Below are 21,741 nucleotides of genomic sequence, written 5' to 3'. Positions count from 1 at the left end.
GCGAGCCCTCCGGAGGACGAATGGGACGAAACGCAGAGGAGTTCGCATCGTCATGTCTCCCGGGTGCCCATGAGGCCGCGCGGACGGAAGATCAGCACCAGCACCAGCAGCAGGTACGGCAGGATGGGCGCGATCTGCGCGATGCCGATGCTCAGCACCGGATAGAGCGGGGTCTCCGGCGTGACCGTCCAGCCCACCCAGCCCGCGAAGGTGGCGAGCGACGCGTTCACCCCGGTGGCCATCACCTGGATGATGCCGATCACCAGGCTGGCGATGAAGGCGCCCGCCAGCGAGCCCATGCCGCCCACCACCGTGACCACGAAGATGATCGGCCCCACGGCCATGGCCATGCTGGGGTCGGTCACGAAGGCATTGCCCCCGATCACGCCGGCCAGCCCGGCCAGCAGGCAGCCGCCGCCGAAGACGAGCATGAAGACGCGCGGCACGTTGTGTCCCAGCGCCTGTACGGCGTCCGGATGCGTGAGCGCGGCCTGGATGACCAGCCCGATGCGCGTGCGGTTGAGCAGCAGCCACAGCCCGCCCAACATTGCCACGGACACGGCCATCATGAAACCGCGATAGATGGGGAACTGGGTGGTGAAGAGGGTGAAGAGCGTGCCGTCGAGTTCAGGCGGCACGCGGTACGGCACGGCCACCTTGCCCCAGGCGAGCTGCACCAGCTCCAGGATCACGAAGGACAGGCCAAAGGTGACTAGCAGCTCGTGCACGTGACCCCACCGGTGCACGCGGCGCAGGCCGTAGCGCTGCACCAGGGCACCCAGCAGCCCCACGAGTACGGGCGCGATGAACAGCGCGATCCAGAAAGCGGCGCGGGACAGCCCCGGCACGCCCTGCAACGTCGCCACGACGGAATAAGCGAAATACGCGCCCAGCATGTAGAAGCTCGCGTGCGCGAAATTGAGCACGCCCATCATGCTGAAGATCAGGGTCAGGCCCGCTGCCATCATGAACAGCAGCAGGCCGTAGCTGATCCCGTTGAGCAACGAAATCAGGAAGAACTCCATGCCACGGCCTCCCGGTTGACGCCGATCAGGAAGGACGCTTCATCTGGCACGTGCTCGGGAGCGTGAGCTCCTCGGGCTTGAATGTGCGCTCCAGGCGCCAGCCGTGGCCCGTCTTCTCCTGGTCGTACTTCACCTTGTCGCCATCCATCTTCTGCCAGCTGGCCATGTAGAAGCTCTGCTGGGCCTGGTGATCCTCGGCGCGCATCGTGAGCGGACCGTGCATCGTCTCCACCGTCAGGCCTTCCATGGCCTTGGCCACCGCGAGCGGGTCCGTCGAGCCCGCCTTGTTCATGGCTTCAGCCAGCAGCTTCAGGCCGCTCGGGCCCACGGCGTTCCAGAAGTCGGCGTTGTTGTAGCGGGCCTTGTAGTCCTTGATGGCGGCTTCGGTGGCAGGCGAATTCCAGTCGAACGCGGCGATGCGATAGACGCGATCCACACCCGCTTCGCCGATGAGCGTGGGCGCGCCGGTGTTGTCCGCATAGAACGTGTAGAACTTGGCCGTGACGCCGGCATCGCGCGCTGCCTTGACGAGCAGACCGAGGTCAGAGCCCCAGTTGCCGGTGATGACCGTGTCGGCACCGGACGAGCGGATCTTGGCGGCGTACTGCGAGAAGTCCGTCACGCGGGCGAGCGGGTGCAGGTCTTCGCCAACGATCTCGATGTCCGGCTTGGCCTCCTTGAGCTTCTCGCGCGCGCCTTGGCCACGCTGTGTCCGAAGGAGTAGTCCTGGTTGATCAGGTACACCTTCTTGGTGTCGGGCTGGTTCTCGGCGATGTACTTGACGATGCCGGTGACCTTCATGTCGACGTGGCCATCCAGGCGCGCATGCGAGAAGGTGCAGTTGGCGTTGGTCTGGACCGGATCGACGGCGGCCTGGTTCAGGTACAGCATCGGGCTGTTGGGATTGCGGTCGTTGTTGCGCTCGACGGCCTGCTGCAGCGGGATGCCCACGCTGGAGCCCATGCCCTGCACCACGTACTGGATGTTCTGGTCGGCAGCGGCCTTGAGCAGCGAGAGCGATTCCTGCGGCGAGAGCTTGTTGTCGAAAGGGACGATCTCGAACTTCACTCCTTTGGCCCAACCTTCCTTGTTGGCGAGCTCGGCGCCGTACTGCCAGTTGCGCAGCAGGTCGTTGCCCACCGGGCCCATGAGGCCGGACAGGGGATCGATGAAGGCAATGCGCACGGTCTTCTCGGCCGCATTGACCGGACCGATCAACAGGGCGCCGACGGACGCGGCGCAGGCCAGCACATACGAAAACTTCTTCATGAACGTCTCCTCGGGTGCTTGGAATCGCGTGCGCATCGGGGCGCACGTCGTTTGCCGGCTATCGCGCCGGCGGCGTTGCGGCCGCGTTGGCCGCGCAACGGGGCACCCGGGTCTGGGCGCCCCGCCTCGCTATCGCCTCACTTCGTCTCGGGCAGGGGGTGTTTGCCGTAGGTCTCGCGCAGCGACGTCTTGAGCATCTTGCCGGTGGCCCCCAGCGGAATGGCCTCGACGAACACCACGTCGTCAGGCTCCTGCCACTTGGCGACCTTGCCCTGGAACCAGGCCAGCATGGCCTCGCGATCCACCGTGGCCTCGGGCCGCTTGACCACGACCAGCAGCGGGCGCTCGTCCCACTTCGGATGCGGGACGGCGATGCACGCGGCCATGGCGACGTCCGGGTGGGCCATCGCGATGTTCTCGAGCTCGATGGACGAGATCCACTCGCCACCGGACTTGATCACGTCCTTGCTGCGGTCGGTGATGTGGATGAAGCCGTCCGGATCGATGCTGCACACATCGCCCGTGGGGAACCAGCCGTCGACCAGCGGTGACTGGTCCTCACGGCCGAAGTAGCGTGCCAGCACCCAGGGGCCGCGCGCGAGGAGCTCGCCTTCGGTCTTGCCGTCCCAGGGCTGCTCCTGACCGTCAGGCCCCAGGATCTTGATGTCCACGCCAAAGGGGGGACGGCCCTGCAGGCCCTTCAGGGCGAGGACGGCCTCCTTGGACAGGCCGCGATGCTTGGGCTTCAGGGCGCAGGCGCTGCCGATGGGGCTGGTCTCGGTCATGCCCCAGGCGTGGATCACGCGCACGTCGTATTCGTTCTCGAACTTGGCGAGCATCGCGGGCGGGCAGGCCGAGCCGCCGATCACCGTGCGCCGCATCGACGAGAAGCGCAGACCCTGCTTCTGCACGTGGCCGAGCAGGCCCTGCCACACGGTGGGCACGCCGGCCGACAGCGTCACGCCCTCGGTCTCGAAAAGCTCGTACAGGCTCGCGCCATCCAGATTCGGCCCCGGGAAGACGAGCTTGGCCCCCGTCATGGCGCCCATGTACGGAATGCCCCAGGCGTTGACGTGGAACATCGGCACCACGGGAAGGACGACATCGGAGGCCGACAGGCCGAGCACGTCCGGGCTCACGCCGACCATCGTGTGCAGCAGCGTGGAACGGTGGCTGTAGAGCACCCCCTTGGGATTGCCGGTGGTGCCGGAGGTGTAGCACAGCGAGGAGGCCACGTTCTCGTCGAGCTCGGGCCAGTCGAACTCGGCCGAGCCTTCCGCGATGAGGTCCTCGTACGCGAGCACGCCTTCGACCTTGCTCGCCGGCAGGCGCGCGGCATCGGTCATGGCGACGAGGGTCTTGAGGTTCGCGCACTGGGCAGCAAAACCGTCGACCAGCGGCTGGAAGGTCGTGTCGTAGAAGAGCCAGGTATCGGACGCGTCGTTGGCAATCCAGGCGATCTGGTTGGGATGCAGGCGCGGGTTGACCGTGTGCATCACGGCGCCGATACCGGAAATGGCGAAGTACAGCTCCAGGTGGCGATAGCCATTCCAGGCCAGGGTGGCGATCCGGTCGCCGGGCTTCACGCCCCGGGCGACGAGGACGTGAGCGAGCCGGCGGGCGCGCTCGTGGACCTCATGATAGGTGGTGCGGTGGATATCGCCTTCGACGCGGCGCGAGACGATCTCCGTGTCGCCATGGAAGCGGTCCGCGTAGCGGATCAGCGACGAGATGAGCAGCGGTTGCTGCATCATGAGTCCGAACATGTCCTTCTCCTTCATGGGGGCGTGCGGCCGTAGCCCCATCATCCGAGAGCGCGATGCGGCAGCGCAATACGGGAAACTACCCGGCGCGGCTGCCGCATCTTGCGTGGCACTCAGGAACGCGTCGCGTAACGGCCGAGTTCCAGCTTGGCGATCGCGCTGCGGTGCACTTCGTCCGGCCCGTCGACCAGGCGCAGCGTGCGGGCGTTGGCGTACATCTTGGCAAGCGGGAAGTCGTCGCACATGCCGCCGCCGCCGTGGGCCTGCATGGCCATGTCGACGGCATCGCACGCCACGGCGGGCGCCACCACCTTGATCATCGCGATCTCGGCCTTGGCCACCTTGTTGCCGACGGTGTCCATCATGTAGGCCGCCTTGAGCGTGAGCAGGCGCGCCATGTCGATGCGGCAGCGCAGATCGGCGATGCGCTCGTGCCAGACACTCTGCGAGGAGATCGGCTTGCCGAAGGCCACGCGCGAGGACAGGCGGCGGCACATGAGTTCGAGCGCACGCTCGGCCACACCCAGGGCGCGCATGCAGTGGTGGATCCGGCCCGGTCCGAGGCGGCCCTGGGCGATCTCGAAACCACGGCCCTCACCCAGCAGCATGTTGCCCACCGGCACGCGCACGTTCTCGAAGAGCACTTCGCAATGACCGTGCGGCGCGTCGTCATAGCCCAGCACGTTCAACGGACGCAGCACCTTCAGGCCCGGCGTGCCGGCCGGCACCACCACCATGGATTGCTGCGAATGCCGCGGGCCGTCCGGATTGGACTTGCCCATGAAGATGAAGATCTGGCAGCGCGGGTCCGCGGCGCCCGACGTCCACCACTTGCGCCCATTGAGCACGTAGTGGTCGCCGTCGCGCTCGATGCGCGATTCGATGTTGGTCGCATCCGAGGAGGCCACCGCGGGCTCGGTCATCGCGAAGGCAGAGCGGATCTTGCCGTCGAGCAGCGGGTCCAGCCACGCGCGCTTGATCTCTTCGGACGCATAGCGATCCAGCGTCTCCATGTTGCCGGTGTCCGGCGCCGAGCAGTTGAAGACCTCGGACGACCAGGCCATGGTGCCCATGATCTCGCACAGCGGCGCGTACTCCAGGTTCGTCAGACCTTCCGGCACGCGATCCGAGTGCGGCAGGAAGAGGTTCCACAGCCCAGCCTTGCGCGCGAGCGGCTTGAGCTCCTCGATGATCGGAATGGGCTGCCAGGGGTTGCCGGCGGCACGGTTGGCTTCCTGCTCGGCGTGATAGCGCTCGTCACCGGGATAGATGTGCTCGTTCATGAAGCCCAACAGGCGTTCACGAAGGGCTTCGACTTTGGGGGTGTAGGCAAAATCCACGGGGCTCCTCCACGGGCTCGATGGGGCGGCTCTGGCGCCCCGGGGCAAGGTCATCGGTCGAGCCTGGTCTGGTGCAACGGCTGTGCCAATTCTGCGAGCAGGCCGGGTAAACCCTGCGGCATACGAGCAGGATCAGACAGCGGTTTGCCAACGGAGCATCCTCAAGCCTGCTCATTTCCGCAACGCTCATGTTTCAATGATGAAACCGTAGATTCAAGACTGAAACGCATGGACACGCACGACCTGCCCCGACTCTGTGTCCTCCTCAACCACGCAACACCGCTGGATGGCCCCAGCCGACTGGCCGGCATCGTCCGTCGGGTCGTGAGCGAGCGAGGCCTGGCCGCGGACGTGAGCGTGCACGACACCTCCATCCACGAGCTCGTGCCGTTCGCCCAGGCGCGCATCGCGCGTGGCGAAGCCGATGCCTTCGTCTGCACGGAGACAGCCGGACGCTTTCTGCGGGCGCGCGTCAGCCAGCCGGTCGCACTCATGCGCGCCAATGGCTTCGATCTCATGCATGCACTGGCCGAGGCGGCGCGGGCCCACGCCAAGGTGGCCGTGCTGGGGCGGCTGCTCCACCCTGGGCTGGATGCTCTGGCAGGCCTGCTGCGCATTCAGCTCGTGCAGCGGCAGTACGGCGGCACGCGCGATGTCGACAGCCTGCTCGACGAACTCGCGGCGCAAGGGGTGGGCGTCGTCATCGGCTCGTCCATGGTGATCGAGCATGCGCAGGCGCGCGGCTTTGCGGGCGTGCTCGCCACCGCAAGTCACGCGGCGAGCCAGGCGCTGGACGATGCCCTCGCCCTGTGCCGGCGCGCTCAGGCGGACAGCCGCCAGAAGCAGCGGCTGGACACCATGCTCGCGCACATCGACGAAGGCATCGCACTGCTGGACCCGCAGGGCGCCGTGGAAGCAGTGAATCCAGTGCTGCAGCGCCTGGCAGGCCGCGACGACGAAAGCTGGGTCGGCCGCCCCCTGGCCGAACTCGCCCCGGCGCTGGCAGCGCCTGTTGAGGGGGCGGACGGCACGGCACAGCTGCGGCACGTCGCGGGGCGCGCCCTGGTCGTCACGACCGTACCGGTGCTGGTGCAGGGCGCGCCCAGCGGCACGCTCATGAAAGTGCAGGACGCCGAGGCCGTGGCACGTGCCGACCGCCACATCCGCACGGCACGACGCTCGAGCCGCTTTCTCGCGCGCTACCACCTGTACCAGTTGCTGGGCGAGAGCCGCGCCATCCGCACGGTGGCACGGCTGGCCGGGCAGTACGCGCGCACGCAGGCCACCGTGCTCATCACGGGCGAGACCGGCACGGGCAAGGAAGTGCTCGCGCAAGGCATCCACAACGCCGGCGCGCGCGCCGGCGGGCCCTTCGTCGCCATCAATTGCGCGGCCCTGCCCGAGGCGCTGCTCGAGAGCGAGCTCTTTGGCTACGAGGAAGGCGCCTTCAGCGGCAGCCGCAAGGGCGGCAAGCCCGGGCTCATCGAGCTCGCGCACCTCGGTACGCTCTTTCTGGACGAGATCGGCGACATGCCGCTCTCGCTGCAGACCCGCCTGTTGCGCGTGCTCCAGGAACAGGAGGTGATGCGGCTGGGTGGCACCGAGCCCATCCCGATTCAGGTGCGCATCATCGCCGCGACCCACCGCGACCTCGATGCGCGCATCGCCGAAGGCAGCTTTCGCGAGGATCTCTACTACCGCATCAACGTGCTGCGTCTGCGCACGCCGCCCCTGCGCGAGCGGCCCGAGGACCTGCCCGAACTTGCCCGGCACATGACCCACGACATTGCCCGGCGGCTCGAACTGACGGTGGACGTGCGGGCGGCCGTCGCCACGCTCACGCCCTTGCTGGCGCACCATGGGTGGCCCGGCAATGTGCGCGAACTCGAGAACGTGGTGGAGCGTGCCCTGGTGGCGCTGGCCGCGGCCCCGCCCCACACCTCGCCCGCCGAGGCCTGGGCACACACGCTGCCGGAGCTCTTTGGACGCCTCGGCCCGGTCCCCGATCTTGCGCCGGGCGCAGTCGAGACGTCGAGCCCGCCGCCCCGTTGCGCGCGCATCTGGCCGATGTTGCCCGACAGCAGGCCCAGCGGGCCGTGGCGGCCCACGCCGGCAACCAGGCCGCCGCCGCGCGAGCACTGGGGGTGAGCCGATCTACCCTCTGGCGGCGTCTGCGCAGCGGGTAATCCCCAAGCTCTGCCGGCTGCTGCACGACGAGAAAAGCTGTTTAGAATTGACGTTTACGTAAACGTAAAACGGAGACCGCCATGGACGCCCCCGGTATCGATTTCGACCTCGGTGAAGACATCGGCATGTTGCGCGAGGCGGTGCGGGATTTCGCCCAGGCCGAGATTGCGCCGCGTGCGGCCGAGATCGACCGCACGGACCAGTTCCCCATGGATCTGTGGCCCAAGCTCGGGGATCTGGGCGTGCTCGGCATCACTGCCAATGAGGCCTATGGCGGCGCGGGTCTGGGCTATCTCGCCCACATGATCGCCATGGAGGAAATCTCCCGGGCCAGCGCCTCGGTGGGCCTGTCCTACGGCGCGCACTCCAATCTGTGCGTGAACCAGATCCATCGCAACGGCACCGAGGCGCAGAAGCAGCGCTACCTGCCGGACCTGATCCGGGGCACGGCCATCGGTGCCCTGGCCATGAGTGAGCCGGGCGCGGGCTCGGACGTCATCAGCATGAAGCTGCGCGCCGAGCGCCGGGGCGATCGCTACATCCTGAACGGCACGAAGATGTGGATCACCAACGGGCCGGATGCCGACACGCTCGTCGTCTACGCCAAGACGGAGCCCGATGCCGGCGCGCGGGGCGTCACCGCCTTCCTGGTGGAGAAGACGTTCCCGGGCTTTTCGGTGGCGCAGAAGCTCGACAAGCTCGGCATGCGCGGCAGCCACACGGGCGAGCTCGTCTTCCAGGATTGCGAGGTGCCGGCGGAGAACGTGCTGGGCGAGGAAGGCGGCGGCGCGCGCGTGCTCATGAGCGGCCTGGACTACGAGCGCGCCGTGCTGGCGGGCGGGCCAGTCGGCATCATGCAGGCCGCGCTGGACGTGGTGGTGCCCTACGTGCATGAACGCCGACAGTTTGGCCAGCCGATCGGCGAATTCCAGCTGATCCAGGGCAAGCTCGCGGATCTCTACACGACGCTGCAGGCGAGCCGCGCCTATTGCTACGCCGTCGGCCGCAACCTGGATCGACTCGGCACGGGACACGTGCGGCGCGTGCGCAAGGATTGCGCGGCCGTGATCCTCTATTGTGCCGAAAAGGCCACCTGGGCCGCCGGCGAAGCCATCCAGATCCTGGGCGGCAACGGCTACATCAACGATTACCCCGCCGGGCGGCTCTGGCGCGATGCCAAGCTCTATGAAATCGGCGCGGGCACGAGCGAAATCCGGCGTATGCTGATCGGCCGGGAACTCTTCGGCGAGACCGCCTGACCCCGGCAGGCGCATGAGGGCAGGAGCGCGGTGATGATGCTGGAAGCCTACCCAGGCGATACCCTGACGGTGCAGCCGGCAACGGCCAGCGCGCCTGCCCCGAACGACGTGGCGCAGGCGATCCTGGCCGGTTTCGAGCGGCACTACGCGTTGTTCCGCTATTGCGCGCAGCGCGCGAAGACGCTCTTCGAGAACGGCGACTGGCACGGCATTCAGCGCCTGAACCGGGACCGCATCGAATATTACGATGCCCGCGTGCGCGAGTGCGTCGCGCGGCTCGAGCGCATGTTCCACGCGGGTGGCCTGCCCGACACGTTCTGGCAGCAGGCCAAGCAGGAATACCTGCCGCTGCTGGCAGACCACCTGCAGCCCGAATGCGCCGAGACCTTCTTCAATTCGGTCTCGTGCAAGATCCTGCAGCGCGAGTACTTCAACAACGACTTCATCTTCGTGCGGCCCGCCGTGGCGGCCGAGTTCCTGGACAGCGCGCGGCCGTCCTACCGCAGCTACTACCCCGCCACCGACGGGCTGCGCCGCAGCCTCACGCGCATGCTGGCCGACTATGGGCTGGCCGCGCCTTACGAGGATCTGCCGCGCGACGTGCGCCGGATTGTCGCGGCCGCCGTGCGCGATCTGCGCCAGCGCCCCTCGCGGCGCATCGGTGGCTTCCGGGTGGATCCGGACTGCCAGATCCACGTGCTCTCCACGCTCTTCTTTCGCAACAAGGGCGCCTACGTGGTCGGGCGGCTGGTCAACGCCAACACGATCTATCCCTTTGCCATCCCGCTGCTGCGCACGGCCGCGGGCCAACTGCGCGTGGACGGATTGCTCTTCTCCTCGGACGATCTCGCCACCCTCTTCAGCTTCACGCGGGCGTACTTCCTGGTGGACATGGAGGCCCCCGCTTCCTACGTGAGCTTTCTGCGCACGCTGCTGCCGAACAAGGCCAAGGCCGAGCTCTACACCATGATCGGCCTGCAGAAGCAGGGCAAGACCCTCTTCTACCGGGATTTCCTGCATCACCTGCGGCACTCGGACGACCGCTTCATCATCGCGCCCGGCATCAAGGGCATGGTGATGAGCGTGTTCACGTTGCCGTCCTATCCTTACGTCTTCAAGGTGATCAAGGACCGCATCGCCAAGGATGGGATGACGCGCGAGACCGTGAAGCGCAAGTATCAGATGGTCAAGCTGCACGACCGCGTGGGGCGCATGGCCGATACGTGGGAATATTCCCACGTGGCCCTGCCCCGCGCGCGCTTCGATCCGGCCGTGATCGACGAGCTTCGCTCGCTCGCCCCAAGCCTGCTCGAGGAACAGGGCGACACCATCGTCATCCGCCACGTCTACATCGAGCGGCGCATGACGCCGCTCAACCTCTATCTGCAGCGCGCCACACCCGCACAGATGGAGCACGGCGTACGCGAGTACGGCAACGCGATCCGGGAGCTCGCGGCGGCCAACATCTTCCCGGGCGACATGCTCTTCAAGAACTTCGGCGTCACCCGGCTGGGCCGCATCGTCTTCTATGACTACGACGAGATCCAGCCCATGACGGAGATGCGGTTCCGGCGGATTCCGCCTGCGCCCAACGAGGAAGCGGAAATGTCGGGCGAACCCTGGTATGCCATCGGGCCGAACGACGTCTTCCCGGAAGAGTTCGCACCGTTTCTGCTGGGCGATCCGCGCGTGCGGGCGATCTTCATGCACCACCATGCCGAGCTTCTGGATGCCGCCTGGTGGGAGGCCCGGCGCGGCTCGTCGCAGCGCGGACGCATCGAGGACATCTTCCCCTACGATGCCGACCGGCGCTTCGGGCTGGCCGACACGGCAGCGCGCCGCGAGTATCATGCTGCATTGCAACACGCCAACGCGCATTCCTAATTTCTCTCAGGAGACCTGTAATGTCCGATCCCGTTGTCATCGTATCCGTGGCCCGCACCCCGATGGGCGGCATGATGGGCGCCTTGTCCGGGCTCGCCGCCTATGAGCTGGGCGCCACCGCCATCAAGGCAGCCGTCGAGCGCGCCGGCATCTCCCCCGAGGCCGTCGACGAAGTCATCATGGGCAACGTCCTCCAGGCAGGCCAGGGCCAGGCGCCCGCCCGCCAGGCCGCGCTGGGCGCCGGCCTGCCGATCACCGCCGCCTGCACCACGCTGCACAAGGTGTGCGGCTCCGGCATGAAAGCCGCCATGCTCGGCCATGACCTGCTCGTCGCGGGCAGCGCCGAGGTCGTCGTGGCCGGCGGCCAGGAAAGCATGAGCAACGCGCCCTACCTGCTGCTCAAGGGGCGCGGCGGCTACCGCTATGGCCACTCCACGGTCTATGACCACATGGCCCTCGATGGCCTGGAAGACGCCTACGACCGCGGCAAGGCCATGGGCGTATTCGCCGAGGACTGCGCCGAGAAGTACGCCTTCTCGCGCGAATCCCAGGATGCCTTCGCCATCGAATCGCTGCGCCGCGCCAAGGCCGCCGTCGAGGACGGCACCTTCGACTGGGAAGTCGTGCCGGTGAAGGTGGCGGGCCGCAAGGGCGACACCGAAGTCGCCTCCGACGAAGCGCCCTTCAAGGCGATGCCCGAGAAGATCCCGGGCCTGAAGGCCGCCTTCAAGAAGGAAGGCACGATCACGGCGGCGACCTCCTCGTCGATCTCCGACGGTGCCGCGGCGCTGGTGCTCATGCGCGAGTCCACGGCCAAGCGCCTGGGTGCCACGCCACTCGCTCGTATCGTGGGCCACGCCCAGCACTCGCAGGAGCCGAACTGGTTCACCACCGCCCCCGTGGCCGCGTTGAAGAACCTCTTCAAGAAGACGGGCTGGACGGCCGAGGACGTCGATCTCTATGAGATCAACGAAGCCTTCGCCGTGGTTGCCATGGCCGCCATGAAGGAACACAACCTGCCGCACGACAAGGTCAACGTGCACGGCGGCGCGTGCGCCCTGGGCCACCCGATCGGGGCCTCCGGCGCCCGCCTGCTCGTCACGCTGATCGGCGCGCTGAAGAAGCGCGGCGGCAAGCGTGGCGTGGCGACGCTGTGCATTGGCGGCGGCGAAGCCGTGGCCATGGCCATCGAGATGGTCTGATCACCTCACCGTGATCCGCGTGGTGCCGGCCGCTGTCGGCGCCATGCTCCCCACAAAGGGACGGCCCTCGAGGGCCGCCCGCCCCTTGCCTCAAGCCTGGAGACTGCCGCATGTCCGTGATCGCCTCACGCGTCGATACCCGCTCGCCTGCCTTCACCCAGAACGCCGAGTCGATGCGCCAGCAGGTGGCTGACCTGCAGGCGCAACTGGCGCAAGTCGCCCAGGGCGGCGGCGCCACGGCCAATGCGCGGCATGTGGCGCGCGGCAAGCTCCTGCCGCGCGAGCGCGTGGATCGCCTGCTCGATCCGGGCAGCCCTTTCCTGGAATTGTCCCCCCTGGCCGCCCACGGCATGTACGAGGGTGAGGCGCCGGGCGCCGGCATCATCACCGGCATCGGCCGCATCGCCGGCCAGGAATGCGTCGTCGTGTGCAACGACGCCACCGTCAAGGGCGGCACCTACTACCCCATGACGGTGAAGAAGCACCTGCGCGCGCAGGAAATCGCAGGCCAGAACCGCCTGCCCTGCGTCTACCTGGTGGATTCCGGCGGGGCGAACCTGCCGCGCCAGGACGAGGTGTTCCCGGATCGCGACCACTTCGGCCGTATCTTCTACAACCAGGCCAATCTCTCTGCCGACGGCATCGCCCAGATCGCGGTCGTGATGGGCTCGTGCACGGCGGGCGGCGCCTACGTGCCGGCCATGAGCGACGAATCCGTCATCGTGCGCGACCAGGGCACGATCTTCCTGGGCGGCCCGCCCCTCGTGAAGGCCGCCACCGGCGAGGTGGTGAGTGCGGAAGACCTGGGCGGAGGCGACGTGCACACGCGCCTGTCCGGCGTGGCCGATCATCTGGCCGCAGACGATCCACACGCCCTGCAGCTCGCGCGCGACATCGTCGCGCGGCTGAACCGCACCAAGCCGGCGCAGCTCGCGCGCCGCGAGCCGCTGCCGCCGCGCCACGATCCGGCCGAGCTCTACGGCATCATTCCCGCCGACACGCGCAAGCCCTTCAACGTGCGCGACGTGATCGCCCGCATCGTCGACGATTCCGTGCTGGAGGAATTCAAGCCGCGCTTTGGCACGACGCTCGTCACCGGCTTCGCGCACCTGCACGGCATGCCCGTGGGCGTCATCGCCAACAACGGCATTCTCTTCTCGGAGTCGGCCCAGAAGGGCGCGCACTTCATCGAGCTCTGCTGCCAGCGCGGCATCCCCCTGCTCTTTCTGCAGAACATCACCGGCTTCATGGTGGGCCGCAAGTACGAGAACGAAGGCATTGCCCGCCACGGCGCCAAGCTCGTCACTGCCGTGGCCACGGCCGCCGTGCCCAAGCTCACGGTCATCATCGGCGGCTCGTTCGGCGCGGGCAACTACGGCATGTGCGGCCGGGCCTATTCGCCCCGCTTCCTGTATCTCTGGCCGAACGCGCGCATCAGCGTGATGGGCGGCGAGCAGGCGGCCAACGTGCTCGCCACCGTCAAGCGCGACGGCATGGCCACGCGCGGCGAGGCGTGGAGCGCCGAGGCGGAGGAGGCCTTCAAGGCGCCGATCCGCGCCCAGTACGAGCGCGAGGGGCATCCCTACTACGCCACCGCACGCCTCTGGGACGACGGCATCATCGATCCGGCCGATACGCGCCGCGTGCTGGCGCTGTCGTTGTCCGCCTGCCTGAACGCCCCCATCGCCCCGACGCGCTTCGGCGTGTTCCGCATGTAGGCCCGGCACACGCCATCCCCGACGAGGAAGATCCTGTGTTCCAGACCCTGCTGATCGCCAACCGCGGCGAAATCGCCTGCCGTGTCGCCGCCACCGCCCGCCGCCTGGGCGTGCGTACCGTGGCCGTATATTCCGATGCCGACGCTGGCGCACGCCATGTGCATGCCTGCGACGAGGCCGTGCACCTGGGGCCCGCGCCGGCCCGCGAGAGCTACCTGCGCGCCGATGCCATCATTGCCGCGGCGCGGCGCACCGGCGCCCAGGCCGTGCACCCCGGCTACGGGTTCCTCTCGGAGAACGCCGGTTTCGCGCAGGCCTGCGCCGACGCCGGCCTCGTCTTCGTCGGCCCGCCGCCCTCGGCCATTGCGGCGATGGGCAGCAAATCCGCCGCCAAGACGCTGATGGCCAAGGCCGGCGTGCCGCTCGTGCCGGGCTATCACGGCGACGACCAGGATCCCGCCCGGCTGCGAGCCGAGGCCGATGCCATCGGCTACCCCGTGCTCATCAAGGCGAGCGCGGGCGGCGGCGGCAAAGGCATGCGCATCGTCACGGCAGCGGGTGAATTCGCGGCCGCGCTGGCGTCGTGCCAGCGGGAAGCCAGCGCGAGCTTCGGCGACGATCACGTGCTCATCGAACGCTACGTGCAGAAGCCGCGCCACATCGAAGTCCAGGTGTTCGCAGACACCCACGGCAACGCGGTCTATCTCTTCGAACGTGACTGCTCCGTGCAGCGGCGCCACCAGAAGGTGATCGAAGAGGCTCCCGCCCCCGGCATGACGGCCGAGCGCCGCCGCGCCATGGGTGAAGCCGCCGTGGCCGCCGCCCGCGCCGTGGGCTACGTCGGTGCGGGCACCGTCGAATTCATCGTCGAGCCGGGCGGACAGTTCTATTTCATGGAGATGAACACCCGCCTGCAGGTCGAGCACCCCGTCACCGAGATGATCTGCGGCCAGGACCTGGTCGAATGGCAATTGCGCGTCGCCGCCGGTGCCCCGCTGCCGCTGGGCCAGGAGGACTTGGTCATCCAGGGCCACGCGATCGAGGCACGGCTCTATGCGGAGAATCCGGACACGGGCTTCCTGCCCTCGGTCGGCACCCTCACGCACCTGCGCCTGCCGCCCCACGTCACCTTCCAGGTCGGTGCCGATGCGCGGGGCGAGCCTGCAGCGGTGCGCGTGGACAGCGGGGTGGGCGCAGGCGACACCATCACGCCCCACTACGACCCGATGATCGCCAAGCTGATCGTCTGGGGCGCGGACCGCGACCAGGCCCGCACACGCCTGCACGATGCGCTGGCTGCAACAGAAGTGGCGGGCGTGCATACGAACGTCACCTTTCTCACCCGCCTGATGACGGACGAGGCTTTCGCCGCCGCCGATCTCGACACCGGCCTCATCGAGCGCCGCCGCGAGACGCTGCTGCCCCCCGTGGCACCCGCCTCCCCGGCGGTGCTGGCATTGGCGGCGGCCGCACGGCTCGCGCGACGACCCGCCACTGGCACCGACCCTTGGGACGTCGCCGACCGCTGGCGCGTGGGCGGCCCGGCTGCCGAGAGCCTGGCGTTCCTGGACGGCGGCGCAGTGCGCACGGTCACCGTGCATTCGGGTCATGCCGCGCAGATCGCCGTGGGCGACACCCCGGTCGACTGGCGATGGTCCCTGCGGGAACCGGTCGACGGCGCCCGCCTGGCACTGGCCGTGCGGCTCGCCGACCATGAAACCACCGGCATCGTGCTCGAGACGCCGGACGGCCTCGTCGTGTGGCACGACGGCCGGCGCCATGTGCTCGAGCTGCCTCGCGCCGACGGCGCCGTCGCCGAGGGCCATGCGGGCAGCCTCACCGCCCCCATGCCAGGGCGAATCCTGGCCGTGCACGTGGCCGCGGGCGACACTGTCGCGGCCGGGCAGGCCCTGATGGTCATGGAGGCCATGAAGATGGAGCACACCATCACCGCGGCGGCGGACGGCGAGATCGCCGAGGTGTGCTTTGCACCGGGCGACCCGGTGTCGGAGGGGGCGGAGCTGTTGCGCATGACCGACGCAGCGGCCTGACGCGACGCCTGGCTCGACGGTTGCATCCGCGGGCCGCGCAAATCCGTTTCTGGTACAGTAGTTCCATACTCCTGTGCGCGCTCATGTTCGATATTCTGGTCTATCTCTTCGATAACTATCACGCGCCCGAAGCCTGTCCCGATGCAGACGTTCTGGCTCGGCGCCTTGCGGCCGCCGGGTTCGAGCACGAGGACATCGACGACGCCCTGTCATGGCTGTCCGGGCTGGCGGAGTCCACCGAGCACTGCATCGACATGGCTCGGACGGTAGGCTCGGGCCACCGTGTGTACGCCGAAACCGAATACCGCCTCCTGGGTACCGAAGCCATCGGCTTCATCGCGTTCCTCGAGAGCGCGGGCATTCTGTCGGCCGCGTTGCGCGAAATCGTCATCGACCGGGCACTTGCCCTGGGCGACGGTCCCGTGCCGCTCGAAAAGCTGCGCATCACGGTGCTGATGGTGCTGTGGAGCCAGGAAGCCGACATCGACAATCTGGTGCTCGAAGAGCTCCTGGAAGACGGCGCCACGCGCCGCCTGCACTGACGCCATCCGGCGTCGATCTGCGCCTGCCGCAATCGGTCGAACCCATCGGGGTTTGCCGGGTCTGACGAGGGCGCACAGAGCCCGGTTCCGGGCCCGTCATTTGCGACTGCCGCGCGCCACGACTTGCACGATGCGAAAAGAGGCCCGTATCATCCCGGGCAACCAACCGCGCCCGCCAGGGCCCGGCGCCGTATTGACTTTGGAAATCGATGGGAAAGACACTCATAATCGCCGAGAAGCCCTCCGTGGCGCTCGACATCTCGCGGGCCTTGGGAGGTTTCAAGCGCGAGGGTGAATACTTCGAGAGCGATGACTACGTGCTGTCCTCCAGCGTGGGCCATCTGCTCGGACTGGTCGCACCCAACGATCCCGTCAAGGGCAAGTGGAGCTTCACGCACCTGCCCGTGATTCCGCCGGAGTTCACGCTCGGGCCGGCCGACAAGCGCTCCGAAGAGCGCCTGCGCCTCCTGGTACGCCTCATCAAGCGCAAGGACGTCGACGCCATCATCAACGCCTGTGACGCGGGCCGCGAAGGCGAACTGATCTTCCGCTACATCCTTCAGTACTCGGGCGCGAAGAAGCCCGTGCAGCGCCTGTGGTTGCAGTCGATGACGCAGCAGGCGATTCGCGAGGCGTTCGCCAACCTGCGCAGCGACGACATCATGAAGCCGCTGGAAGCCGCTGCGCGCTCGCGCGCCGAAGCGGACTGGCTGGTGGGCATCAACGGCACGCGTGCCATGACCGCCTTCAACAGCAAGGATGGCGGCTTCTTCAAGACGCCGGTGGGCCGGGTGCAGACCCCGACGCTCGCCATCGTGGCCGAACGCGAGGAACGCATCCGCCGCTTCGTGCCGCGTGATTACTGGGAAGTGCGCGCGCAGTTCGTGGCGGCCGCTGGCCTCTACGAAGGCCGCTGGTTCGACCCCAACCACAAGAAAGACGAGAAGGATCCCGAGAAGCGCGATTCGCGCCTTTGGGTGAAGGCCGCTGCGGATTCGGTGGTCGCGGCGTGCCGCGAGCAGCCCGGTACCGTGCGCGAGGAATCCAAGCCCACCACACAGCTCTCGCCGCAGCTCTTCGATCTGACGAGCCTGCAGCGCGAGGCCAACGGACGCTTCGGCTTCTCCGCCAAGACCACGTTGTCGCTGGCCCAGGCCCTGTACGAACGCCACAAGGCCTTGACCTACCCACGGACGGACTCGCGCTACCTGCCCGAGGATTACCTCGGCACGGTCAAGGACACGATGGGCATGCTGGCGAGCGGCGAGGCAAGCAGCACGTCCGCCTTCACGGCCTTCGCCCGCCAGGTCCGCGAGAACGGCTGGGTCAAGCCCAACCGCCGCATCTTCGACAACAAGAAGGTGTCGGATCACTTTGCGATCATCCCCACCCTGCAGGCACCGCGCGAGCTGAGCGACGCCGAAGGCAAGATCTACGACCTGGTCGTGCGCCGCTTCCTGGCGGTGTTCTTCCCGGCGGCCGAGTTCCGCGTCACCACGCGCATCACGGAAGTCGCCGGCCATCAGTTCCGCACGGACGGCAAGGTGCTGGTCAGCCCGGGCTGGCTGGCGATCTACGGCCGCGCCAGTCAGGGCGAGGATGCCACGCTGGTGCCGGTGGCCGAAGGCGAGCGTGTGCGCACGGAAGACGTCGAGGCCGTGGGTCTCGTCACCAAGCCGCCGGCACGCTACTCGGAAGCCACGCTGCTGTCGGCCATGGAAGGCGCGGGCAAGCTCGTCGAGGACGGCGAACTGCGCGAAGCCATGTCCGCCCGTGGCCTGGGCACGCCAGCCACGCGGGCCGGCATCATCGAAGGCCTCATCAACGAGGTCTACCTGCGCCGCGAAGGCCGCGAGCTCGTGCCGACCGCCAAGGCGCGTCAGCTGATGACGCTGCTCTCCGGCCTGGACGTGGACGAACTCACCTCGCCCGAGCTCACCGGCGAATGGGAGTACAAGCTCTCGCAGATCGAACAAGGCCAGCTCGCGCGTGAAGCCTTCATGCGCGAGATCGCCCAGATGACGCAAGTCATCGTCAAGCGCGCCAAGGAATACGATCGCGACACGGTGCCGGGCGACTACGTCACCCTGCACACACCCTGCCCGCGCTGTGGCTCGGTGGTGAAGGAGAACTATCGCCGCTACGCCTGCACGAAGTGCGACTTCTCGATCAGCAAGCACCCGGGCGGCCGCACGTTCGAGCCCGCGGAAGTCGAAGAGCTGCTCGAGAAGCGCACCATCGGCCCGTTGAACGGCTTCATCAGCAAGATGGGCCGCCCCTTCGCGGCGATCCTGCGCATCACCGACGAGTTCAAGCTGGAGTTCGATTTCGGCCAGGCCGATGAGGACGACAACGAACCCGTGGACTTCAGCGGCCACACCGCGCTGGGCCCCTGCCCCAAGTGCACCGGCCGGGTGTACGAACACGGCATGAGCTACGTGTGCGAGAAGTCCGTGGGCCCGGAGAAGACGTGCGACTTCCGCTCGGGCAAGGTCATCCTGCAGCAGGAGATCACGGCCGAGCAGATGAGCAAGCTGCTGAACGAGGGCAAGACGGATCTCCTGGACGGCTTCGTCTCCAGCCGCACGCGCCGCAAGTTCAAGGCGTTCCTCACGCGCGGCGCGGACGGCAAGATCGGCTTCGAGTTCGAGCCGCGTCCGGAAAAGCCGGGGCGCAAGACGCCGGCCAAGACAGCGGCAGCCGGTGCCGACGCTGCTGCGGCACCCGCCAAGAAGGCGGCCAAGAAGGCGGTCAAGACAGCCGCGAAGAAGGCTCCGGCCAAGAAGGCGGCTGCGAAGAAGGCTGCGGCCAAGAAAACCGTGGCCCGCAAGGCGGCGGCAAAGGCGGCAGCGGCCTGAGCGTCAGGGTGATGGGCCCTCGCGCCCCTTGCCTTGCAGACAGCGCCCGGCATTGACCGGGCGCTGTTGCATTGGCGGGCCGGACGCCATCTCCTGGCGGCGGTCCAGCGCATGCGCATCGGCGTGCGCCCCGGTGCAAGCACCGCGGCGCATCTCAGGCGAGCCGCTCTACGGCATCGGACACTGCGCGTGATAGGCGTCTTGGTACGTGGCCAGCGGTGTGGCCACGGTCTTCAGGGACGAGCGCCCCTGCGCGTCCTTGGCCACTTCCATCACATGCATGGACTGGATCGGGAAATGATTGTTGCCGAAGGCAAAATCGCCCCGCACCGAGGCGAAGTCCGCCGCCTTCAACGCGGCCATGAACGCCGGCTTGTCGCTCACGTTTCCCTTCACCTTGGCAAGCGCCGAATCCAGCAGGCGCGCGGCGTCGTAGCTTTGCGCTGCGTAGTTCGAAGGAATTCGGCCGTACTTCTGTTCGAAGGCCTGCACGAACTCGCGACTCGCCGCGTTATCGAAGTCCGGTGCCCAGAAGCCGCCGCTGATCACACCGGCAGCGTCCTGGCCCAAGGCCGGCAGTGACACGGCATCGACGATGAAGGTCGAGAGCAGCGGCGTGCTCGTGCGCAGACCCGCCTGGGCGAACTGCTTGACGAAAGCGATCCCGAGACCGCCCGGATAGAACGCGAACACGGCGTCCGGCTTGGCGGCGGCCACCTGGGCCAGCTCGGCCGAGTAGTCCATCTGCGTGAGCGGGGTATAGACCTCGTCCACCAGCTCGCCTTCGTAGTAGCGCTTGAAGCCCGCCACGGTGTCCTTGCCGGCCTGATAATTGGGCGCCAGCACGAACACGCGCTTGTAGCCTTTCTCCCGGGCGTACTTGCCCACGGCTTCCGAGGCCTGATCGCCCTGCCATGATGTGATGAACTGGTAGGGCGAACACTGCTTGCCCGCGATCTGCGAGGGCCCGGCATTCGAGCCGATCAGGAAGACCTCGTTGTCCGTCACGTACTTGTGAATGGCCATCATCACGTTGGAGAACGACACCCCCGTGATGATCGGCACCTTCTCGCGCTCGACGAGACGCCGCGCGGCCTGATTGGCGACGTCGGGCTTGAGCTGAGAATCCTCGCGCACGATCTGCACGGGCACACCGCCCAGCTTGCCGCCATTGCGTTCGACGAGCAGATTGAAGCCGTCGAGCTGGTCCTGGCCAACAGCGGCCGTGGGACCGGACAGTTCGCCGATGAAGCCGATCTTCAGCGGTTCGGTCGCGGCCAGCACGCCGCTACAGGTGAGCGCGGCCGTCACGGCCGACACCTTGCGAACGAATGTCATGATGTCTCCTGGATCTTCTTGTGAGGAACGGCGCTGCGTCTCGCCGTGCCGGGGATGGCCGCCTCAGGCCGTCTGCGTGACCTGCGGTGCCGGCGCTCGCGTCGCGTCAGCCGGGGCTGCCGCGGCCGTGCGCTTCGCCACTTCGGCCTGGCGCAGCTTCTCCAGGCTTCGGCGCATGCGAATCGGGCCCGCATCCACCGTCAGCAACACCGGCTTGAGCGACCAGAAGTCCGCCTCGCCGATCGCCGCCTGCTGCGCGTCGATGATGGGCTTGTCCTGCTCCTCGAAGGCGTAGCGGCGCATCTGGGCGAACGTTGCGGCATCCTCCGGGGCGAGCCGGGTGCCTGCGGGCAGTGCTGCCGCAAAGTGATAGTGCGTGGTCCGCTCGGTCTCGGGCGTGAGGATGTGCACCCCGTAGTACCAGCCCTGCTGTTCGCGTTCGGCCAGGCCGGCTTGCTGCACGCCCGTGTCCAGCAGAAAGCAGCTGGGCGGCATCCACGTCATGTGCGTCCACATGTCCACCGGCTTGCCGTCGCGGCGATACAGCATGTCGAAGATGCCGGGCACGGAGATGTTCGGCATCCAGCGATTGCAGTGCAGTCGCCCGCCCTCCTCCTTGACCGTCTGGTCCGCGCCCACCTGCTCCGGGCTGCCGAGGTAGCCGTCGTGCAGATAGGTGATGTGGCTCAGGTCGAGCAGGTTCTCGCCCATCAGCTCGTAATTGGCTGCGATGTGGATGCAGCCACGGGTGACCTGATAGCCCGCGGCTGCATCGAGCACGCTGTAGTCGGGAATCAAGGCGGGATCGGCGGCCTCCTCGCCCATCCAGATCCAGAGCATGCCGTGGCGATCCTCGACGGGATAGCTGCGCACCTGGGCCGCGGCGGGGATCTTGCCATCGCCATGCGGGTTCTTCGTGCAGCGCCCCGAGCAGTCGAACTGCAAGCCATGGTAGGCACATTCAATGACGTCGCCCGAGAGCTTGCCCATGCTCAAGGGAATGAAGCGGTGCGGACAGCGATCCTGCAGCGCGGCGGCCTGGCCATCGGCCTTGCGGTAGAAGACGACGCGCTGGTTCAACAGCGTGCGGCTGAACAGGGCGCCCGGCTTCACGTCGTCGCTCCAACAGGCGACATACCAGGCATTGTGGATGAATGACATGAGACTCCTCCGTGATGGTCGGCATCTGGCGTGCCTGATGGAAAAAATCCTATCACATATAGAGTGTACGGTTTGTTTTTTTACATGCTGCGGCGCGGTAGCCTCGCGCCTATAATCCTCGCTTCACCGAGCCCTTCCCTGCTG

The 21,741-nt window shown here is 67.4% G+C and carries 13 protein-coding genes and 2 pseudogenes; 9 read left to right on the top strand and 6 right to left on the bottom strand.

The window, feature by feature from the left end:
• Positions 1 to 50: 50 nt before the first annotated feature.
• The 4 genes and pseudogenes from IMZ29_RS14540 to IMZ29_RS14525 form a co-directional block, all read right to left on the bottom strand.
• Positions 51 to 1,025, bottom strand: coding sequence for a branched-chain amino acid ABC transporter permease (locus IMZ29_RS14540; RefSeq protein WP_216185339.1), 975 nt, complete (start codon positions 1,023 to 1,025; stop codon positions 51 to 53).
• A 25-nt stretch (positions 1,026 to 1,050) separates the two neighbouring features.
• Positions 1,051 to 2,294 (bottom strand): annotated as a pseudogene (locus tag IMZ29_RS14535) (branched-chain amino acid ABC transporter substrate-binding protein).
• Positions 2,295 to 2,431: 137 nt separating this feature from the next.
• The gene (locus IMZ29_RS14530) at positions 2,432 to 4,060 is read right to left on the bottom strand and encodes a 3-(methylthio)propionyl-CoA ligase (RefSeq protein WP_216185336.1); all 1,629 of its coding nucleotides are present in this window, start codon (positions 4,058 to 4,060) and stop codon (positions 2,432 to 2,434) included.
• A 110-nt stretch (positions 4,061 to 4,170) separates the two neighbouring features.
• The gene (locus IMZ29_RS14525; RefSeq protein WP_216185333.1) at positions 4,171 to 5,397 is read right to left on the bottom strand and encodes an acyl-CoA dehydrogenase family protein; all 1,227 of its coding nucleotides are present in this window, start codon (positions 5,395 to 5,397) and stop codon (positions 4,171 to 4,173) included.
• Positions 5,398 to 5,625: 228 nt separating this feature from the next.
• Here IMZ29_RS14525 and IMZ29_RS14520 point away from each other — a divergent pair.
• From IMZ29_RS14520 to IMZ29_RS14485, 9 genes and pseudogenes are all read left to right on the top strand, one after another.
• Positions 5,626 to 7,299 (top strand): annotated as a pseudogene (locus IMZ29_RS14520) (sigma 54-interacting transcriptional regulator); the annotation flags it as partial.
• Positions 7,260 to 7,583 (top strand): helix-turn-helix domain-containing protein, encoded by a 324-nt coding sequence (locus IMZ29_RS23325; protein WP_371820282.1) that lies wholly within the window; start codon positions 7,260 to 7,262, stop codon positions 7,581 to 7,583. The pseudogene IMZ29_RS14520 and the gene IMZ29_RS23325, both read left to right, overlap by 40 nt.
• Before the next feature lie 81 nt (positions 7,584 to 7,664).
• A complete protein-coding gene (locus IMZ29_RS14515) occupies positions 7,665 to 8,843 on the top strand; it encodes an isovaleryl-CoA dehydrogenase (protein WP_216185327.1) in 1,179 nt (392 codons plus the stop codon).
• A 33-nt stretch (positions 8,844 to 8,876) separates the two neighbouring features.
• Positions 8,877 to 10,727: a bifunctional isocitrate dehydrogenase kinase/phosphatase gene (gene aceK, locus IMZ29_RS14510; protein WP_371820280.1), complete on the top strand. Its 1,851-nt coding sequence runs from the start codon at positions 8,877 to 8,879 to the stop codon at positions 10,725 to 10,727.
• A gap of 20 nt (positions 10,728 to 10,747) precedes the next feature.
• Positions 10,748 to 11,929, top strand: coding sequence for an acetyl-CoA C-acetyltransferase (locus IMZ29_RS14505; protein ID WP_216185324.1), 1,182 nt, complete (start codon positions 10,748 to 10,750; stop codon positions 11,927 to 11,929).
• A 110-nt stretch (positions 11,930 to 12,039) separates the two neighbouring features.
• Positions 12,040 to 13,647, top strand: a complete 1,608-nt coding sequence (locus IMZ29_RS14500) for a carboxyl transferase domain-containing protein (protein ID WP_216185321.1) — start codon at positions 12,040 to 12,042, stop codon at positions 13,645 to 13,647.
• 35 nt (positions 13,648 to 13,682) lie between these two features.
• The gene (locus IMZ29_RS14495) at positions 13,683 to 15,698 is read left to right on the top strand and encodes an acetyl/propionyl/methylcrotonyl-CoA carboxylase subunit alpha (RefSeq protein WP_216185318.1); all 2,016 of its coding nucleotides are present in this window, start codon (positions 13,683 to 13,685) and stop codon (positions 15,696 to 15,698) included.
• Positions 15,699 to 15,781: 83 nt separating this feature from the next.
• Complete coding sequence (locus IMZ29_RS14490) at positions 15,782 to 16,240, top strand: Smg family protein (RefSeq protein WP_216185315.1); 459 nt, start codon at positions 15,782 to 15,784, stop codon at positions 16,238 to 16,240.
• Between the two features lie 209 nt (positions 16,241 to 16,449).
• Positions 16,450 to 19,098 (top strand): DNA topoisomerase III, encoded by a 2,649-nt coding sequence (locus IMZ29_RS14485; RefSeq protein WP_216185312.1) that lies wholly within the window; start codon positions 16,450 to 16,452, stop codon positions 19,096 to 19,098.
• A gap of 168 nt (positions 19,099 to 19,266) precedes the next feature.
• Here the strand turns inward: IMZ29_RS14485 and IMZ29_RS14480 are convergent, their stop codons facing one another.
• Both IMZ29_RS14480 and IMZ29_RS14475 read right to left on the bottom strand, forming a co-directional pair.
• Positions 19,267 to 20,436 carry an ABC transporter substrate-binding protein gene (locus IMZ29_RS14480; RefSeq protein WP_216185309.1) on the bottom strand — a complete coding sequence of 390 codons (1,170 nt, stop codon included), beginning with the start codon at positions 20,434 to 20,436 and terminating at the stop codon, positions 19,267 to 19,269.
• A gap of 63 nt (positions 20,437 to 20,499) precedes the next feature.
• A complete protein-coding gene (locus IMZ29_RS14475; RefSeq protein WP_216185306.1) occupies positions 20,500 to 21,597 on the bottom strand; it encodes an aromatic ring-hydroxylating dioxygenase subunit alpha in 1,098 nt (365 codons plus the stop codon).
• Positions 21,598 to 21,741 lie beyond the last annotated feature (144 nt).

The organism is Verticiella alkaliphila (assembly GCF_018904615.1).
In the GTDB taxonomy this organism is placed as follows: domain Bacteria; phylum Pseudomonadota; class Gammaproteobacteria; order Burkholderiales; family Burkholderiaceae_B; genus Verticiella; species Verticiella alkaliphila.
This window is presented reverse-complemented; position numbering and strand designations above follow the sequence as displayed.